The 18,297-nt window shown below is 37.2% G+C and carries 14 protein-coding genes; 8 read left to right on the forward strand and 6 right to left on the reverse strand.

Going from position 1 to position 18,297, the window contains the following annotated elements; genetic code table 11:
* Positions 1-262: 262 nt before the first annotated feature.
* The 6 genes from EYS08_RS17985 to EYS08_RS18010 all read right to left on the reverse strand — a co-directional run bounded on the left by EYS08_RS17985 (position 263) and on the right by EYS08_RS18010 (position 6,450).
* Positions 263-1,228 (reverse strand): ROK family protein, encoded by a 966-nt coding sequence (locus EYS08_RS17985; protein WP_244215990.1) that lies wholly within the window; start codon positions 1,226-1,228, stop codon positions 263-265.
* Between the two features lie 355 nt (positions 1,229-1,583).
* The gene (locus EYS08_RS17990; protein WP_208745895.1) at positions 1,584-2,504 is read right to left on the reverse strand and encodes an alkaline phosphatase family protein; all 921 of its coding nucleotides are present in this window, start codon (positions 2,502-2,504) and stop codon (positions 1,584-1,586) included.
* A gap of 159 nt (positions 2,505-2,663) precedes the next feature.
* Positions 2,664-3,590: a sugar phosphate isomerase/epimerase family protein gene (locus EYS08_RS17995; protein ID WP_131031404.1), complete on the reverse strand. Its 927-nt coding sequence runs from the start codon at positions 3,588-3,590 to the stop codon at positions 2,664-2,666.
* A 222-nt stretch (positions 3,591-3,812) separates the two neighbouring features.
* Positions 3,813-4,934 (reverse strand): AAA family ATPase, encoded by a 1,122-nt coding sequence (locus EYS08_RS18000; RefSeq protein ID WP_244215991.1) that lies wholly within the window; start codon positions 4,932-4,934, stop codon positions 3,813-3,815.
* Positions 4,906-5,613 carry an RNA ligase family protein gene (locus EYS08_RS18005; RefSeq protein ID WP_131031405.1) on the reverse strand — a complete coding sequence of 236 codons (708 nt, stop codon included), beginning with the start codon at positions 5,611-5,613 and terminating at the stop codon, positions 4,906-4,908. The genes EYS08_RS18000 and EYS08_RS18005 overlap by 29 nt, the downstream gene beginning before the upstream one ends.
* Positions 5,614-5,886: 273 nt before the next feature.
* Positions 5,887-6,450 (reverse strand): porin family protein, encoded by a 564-nt coding sequence (locus EYS08_RS18010; RefSeq protein ID WP_165456499.1) that lies wholly within the window; start codon positions 6,448-6,450, stop codon positions 5,887-5,889.
* 635 nt (positions 6,451-7,085) lie between these two features.
* Between EYS08_RS18010 and EYS08_RS18015 the strand changes: the two genes are divergently transcribed.
* The 8 genes from EYS08_RS18015 (at position 7,086) to EYS08_RS18050 (ending at position 17,940) form a co-directional block, all read left to right on the forward strand.
* Complete coding sequence (locus tag EYS08_RS18015; RefSeq protein WP_131031407.1) at positions 7,086-10,073, forward strand: SusC/RagA family TonB-linked outer membrane protein; 2,988 nt, start codon at positions 7,086-7,088, stop codon at positions 10,071-10,073.
* A 10-nt stretch (positions 10,074-10,083) separates the two neighbouring features.
* Positions 10,084-11,679: a RagB/SusD family nutrient uptake outer membrane protein gene (locus EYS08_RS18020; protein WP_131031408.1), complete on the forward strand. Its 1,596-nt coding sequence runs from the start codon at positions 10,084-10,086 to the stop codon at positions 11,677-11,679.
* A gap of 14 nt (positions 11,680-11,693) precedes the next feature.
* Positions 11,694-12,761, forward strand: a complete 1,068-nt coding sequence (locus tag EYS08_RS18025; RefSeq protein WP_131031409.1) for a phosphatidylinositol-specific phospholipase C1-like protein — start codon at positions 11,694-11,696, stop codon at positions 12,759-12,761.
* Between the two features lie 3 nt (positions 12,762-12,764).
* Positions 12,765-14,168, forward strand: a complete 1,404-nt coding sequence (locus tag EYS08_RS18030) for an alkaline phosphatase (protein WP_131031410.1) — start codon at positions 12,765-12,767, stop codon at positions 14,166-14,168.
* Positions 14,169-14,215: 47 nt separating this feature from the next.
* Positions 14,216-15,385 (forward strand): CehA/McbA family metallohydrolase, encoded by a 1,170-nt coding sequence (locus EYS08_RS18035; RefSeq protein WP_131031411.1) that lies wholly within the window; start codon positions 14,216-14,218, stop codon positions 15,383-15,385.
* Positions 15,386-15,903: 518 nt separating this feature from the next.
* On the forward strand, positions 15,904-16,335 hold the full coding sequence (locus EYS08_RS18040; RefSeq protein ID WP_131031412.1) for an organic hydroperoxide resistance protein: 432 nt from the start codon (positions 15,904-15,906) through the stop codon (positions 16,333-16,335).
* 208 nt (positions 16,336-16,543) lie between these two features.
* Positions 16,544-16,945: a cupin domain-containing protein gene (locus EYS08_RS18045; RefSeq protein ID WP_131031413.1), complete on the forward strand. Its 402-nt coding sequence runs from the start codon at positions 16,544-16,546 to the stop codon at positions 16,943-16,945.
* 161 nt (positions 16,946-17,106) lie between these two features.
* A complete protein-coding gene (locus EYS08_RS18050; protein WP_131031414.1) occupies positions 17,107-17,940 on the forward strand; it encodes a M57 family metalloprotease in 834 nt (277 codons plus the stop codon).
* Positions 17,941-18,297 lie beyond the last annotated feature (357 nt).

The following is an 18,297-nucleotide window of genomic DNA, read 5'->3' on the forward strand; positions in this document are numbered from 1 at the left end:
TATTAAGGGCGGCTTTTCGCCTCCTTTTTTTAATTAAAAGTCGATTTCAACTCAGATGCAGTCATGTTGAGCCTGTCGAAACACCTTCAAGGGCATTTTTTAAACGGGCCCTTCAACAGGCTCTCCGTAGGAGTCCTTTGGACAGGATGACAAATCTATATTTATGACACAACCTCTTTTTTAAAATTAAATACTTTTTGTTCTTGCTTATTTACCGAAAAGGATGCAGGTTTAAACTGTCACCTGTTATTTTCCTGAAGAATTATTTCACTGCATAATCAAATGCCTTAAATTTTTGAAAAACATTTGCTGCACAGCCAAGCAAACCGGCCTTGTTGCCCAACTTGGCAGCAACCACCAACTCATTACCGGGTGCAATAGGTACAGCTAAAGTTTTTATCCTTCTTTCTACCTCCCGAACATAGAAAGCGCCAGACTCGCTTATACCTCCACCAATTACGATCTTTTGCGGACTAAATATATTTATAAAACTAATAATGCCAGTAGCCAGATAGTCGAAATGCGATTCCATAGCTTCAACTGCATATTCTTCTCTAGCCAGGTATTTTTCGACCATATATTTACCATCAATCTCCTCTGGTGGATTAGGGTGAATAGACTGATAATGGTTAAGCAGGGCCGATACTGAGGCGTAAGCTTCTAAACAACCGCGACCTCCGCAGGCACAGGCAACCCCTTTGTGTTGTACAACGATGTGTCCTAACTCCGTACCTCTATTTCTAAATCCTCCGTAAAGCTTGTTATCAATCATCACAGCACCACCTATTCCCGTGCCAACGGTAAGAAAAACCACGTCGCTACAATCTTTGGCCGCACCATAAGTCATTTCTCCTAGCCCCATTAAATTGGCATCATTATCCATTACGATATTATAACGTGTTACATCTTGCAGGATTTCACCTAAAGCCAATTGTTTAAAGCCAGGTAAATTATCGGCACCGGCAATAATCTTGTTGTTGTAAATAATCCCTGGAAAACCAATACCGACCCCGAGAATAGGCTTTTTAATTTTTTTAGCACAGGTATGGATCGCTTCTACAATAAGCGCAATAATTGCACCCTGAGTTTTCGCATTTTTTAGCGATACAATAATGGAATATAAAATTTCGCCATTCTGGTTTACTACTCCACATTTGAGTGCGGACCCACCAACATCAATTCCGATAGCATACGATTGTTCCATGTTGAAGTTATTTAAAGTAATCATATACCGAACCTAGTTTAAATCTCATTTGCATTGCTTTATTGGACCTATTTTTCAATATCATTTTATTATTCGAATCTAATATAGGCTAAAAATAGAATTCGATAATCCTCTACCGTTATATTTCAGCCAAAAACCTTTCAATATTAATTAAAAAAGAAAATAAATATTTAACAGTTATCATTTTTAAGCAAGGCAGCCATAAAAATAATGCTTTTAAGCGTGAGGGATAGTAGCGCAAAGCCCACAGCGTTGGACTTGCAGCGAATAGCCCGACCCTTGCGCAGCTTGGGGCACGCCCCAAAAATCAACAATCAAATTTAAACTATGAAGCAATACACATAAACACTTTAATATCTTAGTTGGTTAAAGAAACCTTCTTAAATACATTTTTTGGTACTGTTCCTGTCCAAGATCCAGGCAGTTTCGTCACCCCAAAAATTTTAGCCAATACTACCCCAGTATTTTTATTGCTGTTAAAAGAAGTAATTAGGCCACTTTTTTTAATCTGCGGGCCAGTAATGCCCCAAGGCACCTGCATTTCTGCCATTGAGACACCGCCATGACCTTTATTTATACCTCCGTGATCGGTAATCAGTAAAAAGTGGGTGTCTTTGTAAATACCAGCAGTCTTTAATTTCTCAAGTAAAGCACCTATTGCAACATCTGCCTGCTCTATAGCTGTAATATATTCGGGTGTCATCCAGCCAAAACCATGGCCAGCATGATCAGTATGTACGCTATATAAAAAGGTAAGTGTAGGATTCAGTTTGTTTTTTACCATGAAATCGTAAGCTTTCTGGTAGTTATCTTTATATTGATCTTTTTCTTCAAAAGATACCTCATCCAGGTATTTTTGATTAATCGGATTAATCAGTTCTTTCCAGTTATAGTAATAACTGGTTTTAACATTTGGTACAGCTTCTTTCAACACTTTAAATATCGATGGATAGTAGCCATCCTGATCTATTTCTACAGACTGTAGGGCGTGCTTTTGTAATGTCCAGTCGTTAGCCGTAATGCCATGTTCTTCTGGTCCGGAACCCGTCATATGGCTGGTCCAGTTTGGTAGTGTAACAGAAGGCATTACAGGCCTGGTGGTTAAAGAAAGTACACCGTCAGCAAATAGCTTATCCAAGTTTGGGTGTTTTGCTGTTTTAAATCCTTCGGCACTTAAACCATCAAGGCCAATAATTAAAACGTGTACAGCTTTACGCTGAGCCATGACTGAAAAAGACAGCAGGGATAACACCATCATGTTAAAAAAAACTTTTCTCATAAATAAATCGCTTGGTATAAAGTTCAAACTAAAATAAAAGCACATAATTACTAAACAATTGTTTAACTAAATTAAACATTAAGTAAAATAATTGTTACATATCCTATCGATGAATTTACTTGAAATTATGAGAACCAGCTTTTTTTAATTTTCAATGAATTACAAATATCTTTTTCTCCAAACCTGCATCATGTATACATTTATTTCCCATTGATCGGCAACTGGAAGGTTGGTAAACGGAATGGTTGGCATATAACTGGGCGGCCCAAATTCGGTTAACATGGTCAGGATTTCACCTTGTTGCTTTTTTATGGCAACTACTTTATCCCACCAGGCAAAATGAGCTTCAACTGCTTGCTTCCATTCCGGAGCTCTCGGATCGCTTACTTGTGGCCCTTCTGCATGGCCAACCCTGGAGTGAACATGATCGGTACGTGAAATGGCAAGTGCCACAGTTTCTGATTGATCTTCGAGTAAACTTTCGCTCACATTGCACCAATGTGAAATATCGAGGGTTAGCCTTAAATCGGGGTTTTCCGCTAAATATTGTAATGATGCAGGAGCTGAATAAAGCATACGCGACCGATGGGTTTCATGATAAATTGGAACGCCTGTTTCTTTAGCATACTGAACAGTAAAATCAATGAATTTTTTGTTGTCTTGGTATTGAAAAAAATCCTTCCCGGAGTGAACATTTATATACAAAGGTTTTTGATATCGATGTTCAATAGCTTCTTTAAGTACCTTTTTAAAAGTTGCAAAGTGTGGTACCGGAAGGGCTTCATCTCCGCGGCAAAGAAAACCAACGTCTAATTGATATTTTTTTAACGCTTTAAATAACTCTTCAGCAATTTCTGGCGACCATAGGATTTCTATTCCATCATAACCTGAATCTTTTGCTTTTTTGCAAAAATCGGTTACTGAGCCATTAAAGCCCCAATAAGGCGCCATAATTTTTAGTGCGAAACCATTTGTCCATTTTTCAGATCTGGAAGAAGTTGTACTGTATGTTTCCATTGGTGTTAAAAAGAAAGTAGATGTGAGTGCTAGGCTACCGCCAATAAAATCGCGTCGGTTATATTTCATATGATATAAATATTACGGATTCAAGTTACACATTTTTAGTTTTTAAAGAATTTAGTTGATATTAAAAGGTGATTTCATTTATAAATTAATGGAATAAAAATCCAAAATACTGTTAGCGGTACAAAAAAGCCCTTCAGTATGCGCTGCAGGGCTGTGTTAATAACAGGATGTTTCCAATGATTTCTAGTCTAGCTCGCTTAATTAAGAACTTAAAAATACCTGTTATCGAATCTGATAAACTACTTGATGGGCTTCCCATTGTGCAGGTGCTTCGAGTTTACGCGCTAATTTATTAAGTATTCCTGCAGGTACAATAGCAGATCTATTCTTATTCTGAAGATGCAAATGTTGGTAAGGCACTTCAATATAAACAACACTTACTTTTGCCTTATAAATACTAAACAGATCAATTAATTGCATGCGCATCTGGCTCGTCGTATTAGTCGCATTCCAAACAAATGGTTGCTGTTTTCGCAAATAGACTCTAGCTTGCTCTTTTGCTTCTTGTATTACCCTTCCATTGCCGGCCTTATCCGTTGGAGATATTCCCTTTTCCTTACGGATGCTATCTAAAGATATTATCGGCCAATCTGAATAATGTGCTTTAATATAGGTGTCTTTTCCAGCACCTGGCAAACCACTCATCAAAATAACTTCTGTTACTGGTTCATCAAATGGGATGTAATCTAAATAAGCATCTTCATGCTGCATAAAATACATTTTTGCAGCATCTGATTTAAATTGATAAGGATTTCCCCAACATTCATTTTCCTTACAAAATTCTTCAAAACATGCTATACGATATAACATCTCTTCCTGATCATCACAAATACGTCCAAACATATCTGCTTTTGCCAATAAACATAGCCACTGCAAATTAACTTCCATGCTTGCTTTAACTAAAACTTTAACAGGATCAGCTTTTTCGAATAACCAAATGGGCAAACCATGATGCCTGACCAACCCTACAATTTGTTCACGAATGGCAAAAGGCGCTGGTTCATCCTGATATAGTAATTGTCTTGCAAATTGAGCTCCTTTACGCGCATGTCCTTTTGAGGTAATGCTTCCATCTGTTTCAAAAACAGTTGTACTGTGTTTTTCAACATCATGCAATAAAGCAGCTGCCCATAAAATTTCCTGGTCTTGTTCAGATAAATCTTTAAAAGCAGGTTCATTTTGTAAGGCTGTTAAAACCATTTGCGTATGTATGGCCACATTGCCTTCTGCATGATAGCGTGTGTCTTGTTCAACATCTCCCATACGTTTTACCCAGTCAAAGCGAATTTCAAGATCTGCCCATTGCTTATTTTCACTAAAGGTCCACATGTTTCCCTCCTTCATTTATTAGTGATGCACGTTTCCAGCTTCTTGTCCAATGCTCATCAGTTTTAACATGCCCCTTACGTACGTATTTGAACACATTTTGAGCGAAATTATCAACGGTATACCCATCGGCATTCCTGCTAACGATTCCCTCCATAGTGACCTGGATTTTATCGTAAACATCATAAGTATCAAATTTCCCTGGATCCTTCACCAACTCAAGTATTTCTTTTTCGAATTGCAGTTGATTTTCTGGTTTTTGTTCTATTTTAATTACAGGAACAGTTGGCAGATCTAACATATTTGCATAAAACGCTGTTTCTTCCCAGCTTAACCAATGGCCGCATTCGCGGATACCGAATACATAAAAATGATGTTCGAGCTTACGGTATTCAATAGAATGGATAGCGTATAAATTTTCCACGAAGATCTCCAAGTCTCCTAAATCATGTTTCGCAAGTTGCCAAAAACGCCTAAGACTTTCTGTCCATGGGGATGTTGTTGGTGCCGCATGCGAGCGGGCAAACACACCGTATTTAGATAGGCAATTATTCTCGCCATCGAGTTTTTCGGTGTGTATAAGTGTCGGAATTTTTTGTAAATATCCCCAATAGTCGTGCTGTATTCTGTCATCGCTAGTTGTTCCAGGCGAAAACGGGTAGTGATAAGTACGACCATATTTTTGTGAAATAGCCATATTATAATAAGTAAAATAAAAGATAAATAGTAATTACTCCCTCCCCGGGTGGGAAAGGTCATTCAACATTTATATGCAAATGATATTACATGACACAAGACTTGATAGTTCGTTTAGCAACAAAAGTAATGAAACTAATTTAATTTCTTCAATTAACGGAATGTTATTTAAGAAGTTAACAAAAAAAATCCATTTTTCTTTAAAGGAAAATGGATTTATGTTTTTGCGGTATTCAAGCTTACCTGTAAGAAGAATAAAGAAGTTTAGACGTACCTAAAACAGTTTAAATCCAACAGATAGATTAAATAAACCGCTTTTTTCACCTAGTCCTTTATTAATTTTTGTAAGGCCCCTGCTGTATCTGGCATCAATACTGATATTGCCAATATCTACCCCAGCATTGATCACTCCACCGAAATTAAGCTTTTTATAATCAAAGCCAACTGGCCCTTTTGCTTCGTTAAGGGTATAATTAACATCGAGCCCAGCAGAAACCCTGAAATTTAAGGCTTCGGTATCAATCAGCTTATAACCCACCATAAGGGGCAAATTAAGTTGATTAAATTTTGGTGTATAAGTGTTAGCAGCATAAACATATGAACTCTTAAAGCTAACATAGTTCAACTCTGGTTGAAAATATAATGATGTACCAACCCGTGCAAATACCCCAAAATTATAACCTACCTTTCCCTTTTTATCTGTAATGGCCTTTAAACTTGTTGGCAATGTTCCATAGTTTACACCAGCTTTTACACCAAATACCAGATCAGAATCTTGTGCTTTTACCACTCCAGCGGTAATTACCATAACAGCAACTAATAAATAAAACTTGTTCATTTTCATACTTTTTGTTTTTTAAATAATTGAATATTTATTGTGTTTTTGAAAGTATGACAACAACATTTGGATTTACCCCTACGCCATTAAAAAATATGAATTGAACTTGTAGTGAAAAATATCTTAACGGTTAAATAATAGTCTTAATTAAACAGTTAAGACCTTTTAGAATTGCAAAATTTATTTTTGGATTTGAAAAAAATCGAATACAACATTTGGTGGTTTTAACGAAAACAAGCAACTTTTTGCCTTAATAATTGCATAATCTATCTTCACAGATCAAAGATATGGGCACCTCTCACCTAATAACGATGTTCTAAAAGAACTTATAGACGGAAACATTACCACATATTCTACCGACTTCTCGTTAATGGGCAAAAAAGTTACACAGGCAGCGCTAAAAAAAAAGAAAAAATCCTGTTTTTACGTCATCGTGTTAAATTTAACCCTTAATCCTGAATCAATAACCTGAAAATCCTTAACATTATTTTCAATTAACCTTATAATTCTTAATAATTTCTTAATTCTAACTGACAAAATCCCTAATCGGGTTAAGGCATCTTTGTGGGAAATTCACAGGGCATAGAACAATCGTTTGTTTCTGTGAATAATCCAAAAATCATAACCAATCATTCATGAAACAAAACTACAAAAAGACCTCCTTGTCTTTGATTGGCAGATGGCAATATCTTGTTGCAATGCTGCTTTTCTTTTCATTAAACATCCATGCTCAGGGCAGTAAAACAATAACGGGTAAAGTTATTGATGAGACTAATCAACCATTACCAGGCGTAACAGTTAAAATAAAAGGCAGCAATTTAGGAACATCAACCGATACAAATGGCATTTATACCATTCAGGCAAAACCATCTGATATACTAACATTTTCACTACTTGGAAGTTTAACCAAAGAAATTCCGGTTAATAACCAGGCTAAAATAAATATAACCCTTGTTTCGGATAATCAAAACCTGAAAGATGTTGTGGTTATTGGTTATGGTACAGCTAATAAAAAAGATTTAACAGGTGCAGTCACTTCTGTAAAGTCAGAAGAATTTAATCAGGGCGTTTTGGTTAACCCAGCACAACTTTTACAAGGTAAAGTTGCTGGTCTCAATGTTACTAAAAGTGGCGATCCGAATGCTAAACCATCTACTATTTTACGTGGTCCATCTACTTTACGTGAAGGTGCTGCGCAAGAGCCGTTTTACGTTATCGACGGTGTTCCTGGAGCTTCAATTGATTTATTAGCTCCGGCTGATATAGAGAATATCGACATTTTAAAAGATGCATCTTCAACTGCCATTTATGGTTCAAGGGCCGCAAACGGCGTAATCATTGTCACCACAAAACGTTCTAAAAGCGGCCAATCTCGCCTAAATTATAGCGGTTATGCTGCCGTAGAGAAAGTTTCTAAAAAATATGATATGCTTTCAGCTCCTGAGTTGAGACAATACCTTGCAGATAATAAGCAAACTTTAAACCCGGTAGATGATGATGGTTCGGATACAAACTGGCAATCACTTTTGGAAAGAACAGGTTATTCTCAAAATCACAATCTTTCTTACGGTGGCGCTGGTCAAACGTCAGATTATGGTGCAAGTGTGAATTACCTCGATAATAAAGGTATTCTTAAAAATACATCGCTAAAAAGAACAATTGTACGTGCTTTCCTTAACGAAAAGTTTTTTAATGATAGGCTTAAACTGGGTTTAACCATAACCAATAGCAATTCAAAAAGTTCTGATGTATATCAATCACAAGCGCTTCCCAATATGCTTTTCTATTTGCCAACAGTAAATCCTTTTAATACAGATGGCACATATAAAGAAAACTACAACCGCACCGGGAGTGGAACAAGAAATCCATTATCAATTGTTGATAATAATGTTATCGATAATCTGAATAATAAAACGTTGATTAATGGTATGGCTCAGGTAAATATCATTGATGGGTTGAGGTTTACAGCCAGCGTTTCTTCTCAGAGAGACCAGAATAACTACAGCACTTATTTAAACAGTCAATCGGGATTAGCAAGAGGCGTAAACGGACAAGCGCAAAAAATTGATGTTCTAAACAAAAGCCAGGTTTTAGAGGGCTACTTTAACTATGATAAAACTTTTGGAAAACATAGTTTAAAATTGCTAGGTGGTTATTCATGGCAAGAAGATAGAACGAATGATGGTTTTGGCGTAACTACACAAAATTTTTCAAATGATAATTTAGGTTATAACAACCTGTTTTTGTCTAATCCAAGTTTACTCTCTCAAATAGCCTTTAATAATGCGCCAATATCTACTTTAAGGCTAATTTCATATTACGGCAGGGTTCAGTACAATTACAATGAGAAATATTTATTCCAGGCATCGTTAAGAAACGATGGTTCTTCAGCTTTCGGAAAAAATAATCGATGGGGTTTATTCCCGGCTATTTCTGCTGGATGGAGAATTATTGGTGAAGACTTTATGCAGTCGGTTCCGGTTATTAGTGATTTAAAACTTCGTGCTGGTTACGGCGTATCTGGTAACAGTTTAGGTTTTGATGCCTTCTCTTCGTTATTGATTTATGGAACACTTTCTGGAAGTAATAAATTTTTAAACAACGGCTCTATCAGTAATGCGATTGGCCCAGTTAGAAACGAAAACCCAGATTTAAAGTGGGAAAGTACAGCAACAACCAACATCGGTTTAGATTTTGGTTTATTTAAAAACAGGATTACGGGTTCGTTAGATTTTTACGTCAAACAAACTTCAGATTTGATTTACGACCGTTACGAAGTTTCTACAACACAGTTTTTCTTACCAACCATTACAGCCAACGTTGGTAAAATAAAAAATACAGGTGTGGAGTTTTCATTAAACGCTACAGTTTTCCAAACAGATAGTTTCAGATGGACAACGTCCCCAAATATTGCGCACAATAAAAACGTAGTAGAAACATTATCTGATGATTTCTATAAAATTGCAGCCATTCAAACGGCTCAGCTTGGTGGCAAAGGTCAGTCAGGCAATTTCAGTCAGCTAGTTCAGCCAGGTTATGCATTGGGTACTTTTAATCTTTGGAATTATGCTGGTAAAAATGCTGCAGGTGTAAGTACATACATCAATGCTGCTGGTCAAACTATTGCTACACAGCCTTTAACCACTGATGCGAAAATTGCTGGTAACGCCCAGCCTAAATTAATTTACGGATGGGGAAATAGTTTCAGCTATAAAAACTGGGATTTTAATTTTTTAGTTAGAGGAGTTTTGGGTAACAAGATTTTGAATGCTACAAAGGCATCTTTAAATAATCCTGCCGATGCAAAACTTCAAAACATTCCAACATTTACCTTGGGCGAATCTTTCAATGATATTAATGCTTATCTGATTTCAGACCGTTTCCTTGAAAGTGGCTCATACATGCGCATGGATAACGCTACGTTTGGCTATACGCTAAAACCTAAAACACCAGCTATCAAAAACATTAGATTATATGTTACAGCAAATAACCTTTTTGTAATCACAAAGTATAGCGGTTTAGACCCAGAAATCAACATCGGTGGATTAACGCCAGGAATTGATAACAATAATTATTATCCAAAAACAAGAACCTTCAGTTTCGGTGCAAGTGCATCATTTTAAAAAAATAACGATGAAAAAGATTATAATCCTATTTAATATCCTTGCTTGCCTGATGGTATTAGCATCATGCAGCAAGTTAGATGTCGATGTAGAATCGCAATACGTTAAAGATAATTTTCCTTTTACCAATTCAGATTACGCGGCACTTTTTGGCACCATGTATTCTAACCTTTCTTCTCAATATGGCGTTCCATATTGGAGAATGCAAGAGCTTTCTACAGATGCAGCAATTATTCCGGCACGCGATGGAAACTTTGATGATGGCGGTCAGTACCGCCAGCTTCATTACCATACCTGGACAATTGATCATCCGAATGTGAGAGATATCTGGCAGTGGGGATTTGGCGGTATCAATAACTGCAACCGTTTAATCAACCTGACTAATGAATCATCAGTTTCCGCTACGCAGAAAAGCAGCAGTTTAGCTGAAGTAAAAGCAATGAGGGCCTTATATTATTACTTTATGATGGATTTATATGGTAATGTGCCGATTATCGATACTTTCCCGGTAAGTTCGCTTCCTGGAAACCAAACCAGAGATAAAGTATTTGAATTTATTGAGAAAGAACTTTTAGCCGTTATTCCGCAATTACCAATAAAAGATAATAACAACCGCGTATTGGTTTATGGCCGACCAACCCAGGCAATGGCTTATGCTTTATTAGAAAAAATGTATCTTAATGCAGAGGTATATACTGGCAAACCGAGATATGCAGATGCCGTAATTATGGCTGATAATATCCTGAAAAACACCAACTACGCTTTGGATAACAAATATTCAGATATTTTTGATGTAAACAATGGCCCTCAGATTAATGAAACTATATTTGCTATTCCTTACGATCAGCAGATTCCAGGCAACCAGATGACAAGATTTGGTTTTTATCCTGCACTAGCAGCAGCATATGGCATTAATGTGGGTTTTAGTATTGCAATGAGCACAACGCCAGAATATTATAACCGTTTTAATTTAAACAATGATATCCGTAACAGTTTCTGGTTAATTGGCAAACAATATGCGCCAGATGCTAATCGCAAACCTGATTTAACTAAACCTGTTTTTGTTGCAGGAACAACTACACAAATCGAAATTACACCAGATTTAATTCTGAAACCAGGTAAGCCGATGGATTTGGGTAATACTGTTGCAGATCAGGCAAAAGGTGTTCGTTCAGTGAAATACTGGCCAGACATAAACGCAATTCAGGCGACACGTTTAAATGGCAACGATATGCCCCTATTCCGTTTGGCAGATGTAATGCTCATGAAAGCAGAAGCGATATTAAGAGGAGCAACTGCTACTACAGTTAATGGCGAGTTACAAACACCACTGGTACTTGTAAATAAAATAAGAGCCCGTGCTGGTGCTAGTTTAGCCAGTTCGGTAGATTTGAGCACTTTACTTGATGAAAGAGCACGTGAATTTAGCTGGGAAGCATGGAGAAGAAACGATTTAATCCGTTTTGGACAATTTGAAACTGAATATCCGCTACCAAATGATGTATTGACAATGAATAAGGATGTAACCAGAAGAATTTATCCTATTCCTGCTAATGAGTTAAAATTAAATACAAATTTAAAGCAGAACCCTGGTTATCCTCAATAATATAAGCTAAAAATATGAAACTCATTACCTGTTTAAGTCTGTTGCTAGCTCTGCCGGCAATAGACTTAAATTCTAAAAAACCAGATCTACCTATAAATCAAATTCAGGTTATAGGTTCCCATAACAGCTACAAACAAGCCATCGATCCGGCATTATTTAGCATATTCAAGAAAACGGATTCAGTATCTGCCAGTAAGATTGATTATGAGCATATTCCTCTACCAGCGCAGTTGAATTTGGGCTTAAGAAACCTGGAGATCGATGTTTATGCTGATTCTGCTGGTGGTCGTTATGCGCATCCAAAAGGTTTAGATTGGGCGAAAGATCAGCCTGCTTTTGATGCTTCAGGAGAAATGAAAAAACCTGGTTTTAAGGTTTTACACATCCCCGAACTTGATTTTAGAAGTTCTGTACCAACTTTTGCAGGGGCTTTAAAAGTGTTGCGTACCTGGTCAGAAACACATGCAGATCATACACCGGTTTTTATTACGCTTGAGGCTAAAGATGATTCGATAAAAAGACCTGGATTCACATCACCAGAATTATTTACGCCAAAGGTTTTTGATGAATTGGATAAAGTGATCTTAGAGAATTTAGGTAAAGAACATATCATTCTTCCTGATGAAGTAAGAGGTAAATACAGTTCGCTTCAAGATGCAGCACTTCATCAGAATTGGCCAAAATTGAGCCAGACGAAAGGCAAATTTATTTTTGTGCTTGATGCTATCGGCAAAAAAAGAGCGGTTTATATTCTAAATCATCCATCACTAAAAGGTCGTGTAATGTTCACGAATTCAGACCCGGGTACACCCGAAGCTGCTTTTATGATTAGAAATAATCCGAAAGACAAACAGATCCCCGAAATGGTAAAAAAAGGTTACATCATTAGAACCAGGGCCGATAACGATACTCAACAGGCCCGTAAAAACGACAAGGGTGATTTCGATGCAGCTTGTAATTCTGGCGCACAGGTTATCACAACAGATTATTATCTAAAAAGTACACATTTTAACTCCGATTACGCTGTCAGCTTTGCTGGTGGCAAATACTACAGAGCTAATCCCTTATTTAAAAGCAAATAGAATATGAATAGAAGGTCATTATTAAAAGGTGGATTGTTGGCAGGTTTAGCTATTCCATTTACAGGTATAAGTGATGTTATCGCTAAACCTATTGGCGGTTCAAAGAAAGCTAAAAACATCATTATGATGGTAAGTGATGGTATGAGCATCGGAACGCTGAATATGGCTGATTTATATTCAAACCGCATACTTGGCCGAAGCAGTAAATGGTTAGGGCTTTACAGAGATAACAAAGCGGTAAGAGCACTGATGGACACCGCTTCGGCAAGCTCATTGGTTACCGATTCTGCCGCGGCAAGTTCATCGTGGGGAGGCGGTATCCGTGTTAGAAATGGTTCATTAAACGTAGGAATGAATGGTGAAAAACCTCAGCCAATTCTTCAAAAATTTAAAGAAAAAGGTAAAAAAGTGGGTTGCGTAACCACGGTGCCGATTACACATGCAACGCCGGCAGGATTTTGTGTAAATATTGATAACCGTGGCGGACAGGATCTTATTGCAGAAATGTATTTAGGCCTGAAATTCGATGTGATGATGGGTGGCGGGCATAAATATTTCGGGGAGAAACGGCAGGGTGGAAACCTGATTCCAAAATATTTAACCCAAGGTTATAAAGTAGCTGAAAATAGAGACGAAATGCTGGCTTTGAATAGGTATAATCCAGTTTTAGGTTTATTTGCAGAGGATGGAATGCCTTACGAGGTCGACAGACTGCATGATCAGGAACTCATAAAATCAACGCCGACGCTGGCAGAGATGACCATGAAAGCAATCGAACTGATGAAAGATCATAAAGATGGTTTTGCATTACAGGTTGAAGGCGGTAAAGTGGATTGGGCTGCGCATTCGAATGACCTAAGCGGTTTAATTTTCGATCAGCTTGCTTTTGATGAAGCTGTTGGAAAAGCACTGGAATTTGCCGAAAAAGACGGAGAAACATTGGTTATCATTACCACAGATCATGGTAATTCTAACCCCGGTTTGTTCTATGCTGATGAAGCCAACAAAAAGTTCGATAGCCTTCAAAATTTTAAACACAGCAATACCTGGCTTTTAGCGCAGTTAAATCAATCGTTCAGTGAACAAAAAATAATTGATTTGATAAAAGAAAATCAAGGTTTCGAAATGAAATCGGAAGACGTAAAATCTTTATTAGTGCATTTCAAGGATATTGTTCCAGGTCAGCTCTATAACGAATCGAACCTACCATTTTACGAGTATGGCAAAATATTGGGCAAATATACCGATGTGCAATGGGCTGGTATGAACCATACCGGTGACTACGTGGAACTAACCATGTTTGGCCCAGGTTCAGAAAACTTAAAGCCTTTCATTAAAAACTACGAGCTGCATAATTTTATGTTAAAGGCGGCTGAAATGCCAGAATCATTTTTAGTTAAGACATAAATAATTTCAAACAGCAATGCAGGTACTTTTTTTAAAAAAAATGAAAAATGAAAGTAAAGTGTAAAACAAGAATTCCGATTATATGTATCGCTATACTTTTGAATGTAAGTGTTGTAAAAGCTCAACAAAATACAGCTAAACCTGTTTTACCCTCACATGGATTTTGGTTAAAAGGCGACTTGCATGTGCATTCACGGCATAGCACAGAATCATCGAATAATTCGATAGCAAAAATTATTAATTTTTCTAAATCTGTTAAAATGGATTATGTGTGTATTACAGATCACGATAATCATGTAGATGGTGATGTGGAACACCATACCTGGGCAGATCCAGAATTTAAATCAGACTCGCTCCTATTGTTATATGGTGCAGAATGGACGACAACCAGAGGGCATGGAAATGTATTTTCTGATAAACCCTATCATCATAAGCACTTATTTGATATTCGCGACGGACGTGATGTTAATATTGGCAAAGTGAAGAAATCTCTTAATATTCACTTATCTGCCAACCATCCAAGCGGAAAAGACAATTTTGGTTTTTCTTATGATTTGGTTCAATCGATTGAAGTTTGGAATTCGTCAGTTTGGCCAAAAAATGCAAATGCAATTATGATTTGGGATGATATGCTTTCATCAGGAAGGATGATGACGGGAAGAGGAGGAAGTGATGCGCATCACGGAGTACCTACAGGATCTGAAAAACCAAGTGCAAACACCTACCAAGCTGAATATAATTATATTGGTACGCCAACAACATGGGTTTTTGCAAAGGAAAAAAGTTTAACTGCAATTGTTGATGCGCTAACCCATGGAAAGGTTTCAGTGAGTTCAAACCCCTTTGCGCCAAGGATAGAATTTTATGCTGATGCAAATAAAGATGGTAAATTTGAAATGATGATGGGCGATAATGCAATTTCTAAAGGTAAACCAGTGAAATTTTTGGTTCAGTTAAGTGGTAATACTTTGCCAGATGTAGATTACACCATTACCATCATTAAAAACGGAAAGAAATTAAATAGTTACCATGCTAAAGGCGAAATGCCCATGGTTCAATTTGAAGATGCACCAGAAACAAAAGGCAGAACCTATTATCGGGTAACTGTTGAAGGAATAAATACACCTTATCCACAAGTGCCTAAATCTATGGCTTTAAGTGAAAATAAGGTTGCTTTATCAAATCCGATTTATTTCAACTTCGACCCAAAATTTTAGATTTTCTTCAAAATCATTAAAAAAGGTAATATAAAATCTGTCAAAAGCAGGGATTTTTCAATCCCTGCTTTTTATTTTCCAATAGGGAATATTAGACTAGCTTGATCTAATCTCCTGTTTCAATCGGATAGTGATGGTCGAGATCCAAAATCGAACTCACACTTTGATAAATTTTCATTTCCGATCGGCATTGCGCTACATTCAAAAGAATGAGATGGCTCCTTAAAAACAGTGTTTAATAAGCACAGTATTTTGTATACACTATTGTACAGGCATTTGATTGATTTATAAAAAGAATAAAAGGCAAATTTATTAACTAGCCAAAGGTTTCCGGAGCTCTACAAGATTAACTTCCGAACCAGCCAGACAAGATCATAACCAATTCTGTCTATTCTATCCCCTACTTTGTCTACTTCAACTACGCTGTCATAGTTCTCCAGCCATTACCACAATACCTTTACTGCATAAAACAAAAACAGTTTCATCGCAGAACAATAAACAATTTAAAATAACAAAAAATGGAAAATTCAAACAACAGTACATCCAAAGTGGTGTACACAGGAACAACAACAACTACTGGTGGCCGCCAAGGCGCTTCTAAAAGTTCAGATGGTCGCCTAGACATTACCCTTACCCCTCCAGGAGGAAGAGGCGAAGGCACTAACCCTGAGCAATTATTTGCAGCAGGTTGGTCAGCTTGTTTTTTAGGTGCCATGGGTAAATCAGCAGCAATCAAAAACATTAAACTTCCGGCCGACTCACGTATTGATGCAGAGGTAGATCTGGTACTATCAGATACCGAAGGATATTCATTACAGGTTCGCTTAAACATCAGTCTCCCAGGTATCGATCGTGAAGATGCGCTAGCCATTGCAGAACACGCACATACTTTGTGTCCTTATTCAAAAGCGATTAAGGGCAATATCAAAGTTGAGACTATAATTCTATAAAAAAACAGGGCAATCAGGGAGTGACCAGTTGAATAAAGACCTAAGCTATTTTTTAATCAGCCAATGCACTTTAATAATGTACTCAGATTGACCGCAGGCCAGCATCACCTGTACATGAGCTTAGGGTAGGTAATGAACAAGCTTTTCATCAGGAAAAACACCTGTCAGAATAATAAAAAATTAAAACATAATTAAAGAGAACAACAAAATGAAAACGAATTTCAGCATACTTGCAATAGCAGTAGTACTAAGCCTATCTGCATTTTTTTTACCAGACACTGCCTTTGCACAACAAGGTATCTCACGCATACCGTTACAGCGGCACGACCTCAGCATTCCTGGCTGGGAAGCCGTACAAGTGAGAATAGATTTCGACAAAGGGGCAGCTTTCGGTATGCATACCCATCCTGGCGAAGAAGTTATTTATGTACTAAAAGGCACATTTATTTATGAAGTTGAGGGAAAGGGACAAGTAAAACTTAAAGCAGGTGATACACTCTTTATTCCTGCCGGTGTGGCTCATGCTGCAAAAAATATCGGAAAAAATAAGGCAATTGAACTCGCAACATATATTGTTGAAAAAGGAAAACCCATTTTGGTAAAACAATAAGCATACAAATCGCATCAGTTAGTTTAAGCGCAGTCATCTAAGATTTCGAACAATGCTTGAAGAGATTTTAACAAAAAAATATTGTAACTATTTGATTACATATATTTTGTTTATATATTAGATTTATCTGATCAGTACTATTAACCTAAACTAACTTAAACATGAAAAACACAAATTTTTTATCATTAGCCGTGGTATGCACTTTATTTCTCTGCATATCCTCTTGTAAAAAGAACAACACTTCTGAACAAACTGATAACAAAGTCGAAATATCAGCAAGCACATTACAACAAATCAAAAACCTGGGATTTAGCACCGACGACGTGCGAAAAGTAGATAACGGTTACCTGGTTGAAGGCGACATCCTTTTAACAGATGCCAACTTAAGTGAAAAATCTTTAAGTCCGAATTTAAACATTGCCGAAACCGAGCAGTACCGAACAACAAATCTCGTTAAATCATTGCCACGCGTGATTACGATTTCTGTTACAAACTTACCACAAGTATATAGTGATGCTGTTGACCTGATGATTTCAAGATACAATTCACTGGGCCTGCGTATAACTTTTCAAAGGACAAGTACGGGTGCTACAGGTAACATTGATGTATTTGGATTTAACGAAGGACCAAGTGGTGGCTATATCACTTTAGGTTCAGCTGGTTTTCCTACCTCAACAGGCGAACCATTTAATCAGGTTAAAATGAATACAAATGTTAATGCTTATGGAACAAATCCTGATTTATTGTATCTGGCTTCTGTTTTGCAACATGAAGTTGGACATTGTATAGGATTCCGCCATACTGACTATATGAACAGAGCATATAGCTGTGGAGGAAGACGTTCTAACGAAGGATCAGCAGGAGTTGGTGCTATCCAAATACCAGGCACACCATCAAAAGCCGATGCAGAATCGTTCATGCTAGCTTGCTCAAATGGTGGTAACCGCACCTTTAATGCAAATGACGTGATTGCAGTGAATTACCTTTATAAATAAACCAAATACAGATCAGATATAAAATACAGATCAGATAAAAAAGAGGGTGCCTTTTTGGGAGGGCACTGAAAAAGTTACCTCCTTTAGTGGGTTAACTTTGAAAATCGATCAGGTGAAACATGTTTTCACTTGATCGATTTTTTATTTAAGGGTTTTTATTTTCTAGTCTGGAAGTTTGCTTCTGTGTGCTGATATGGGAATATGAAGTTTTGGGTCTTTATTTGACGCTATTTTGGCTTCTAGATAGCTAATTTGATGATTCTTTTCAGGTTTACAGTGAAAATAGCAAGTGCACCCTGCATTTCCATACCATCTATTCCATAGGCTATTGCCCGTCCATATCCGTGAACGTTTTTT

Origin of the sequence: Pedobacter kyonggii (assembly GCF_004310665.1) — a bacterium.
Lineage (GTDB): Bacteria > Bacteroidota > Bacteroidia > Sphingobacteriales > Sphingobacteriaceae > Pedobacter > Pedobacter kyonggii.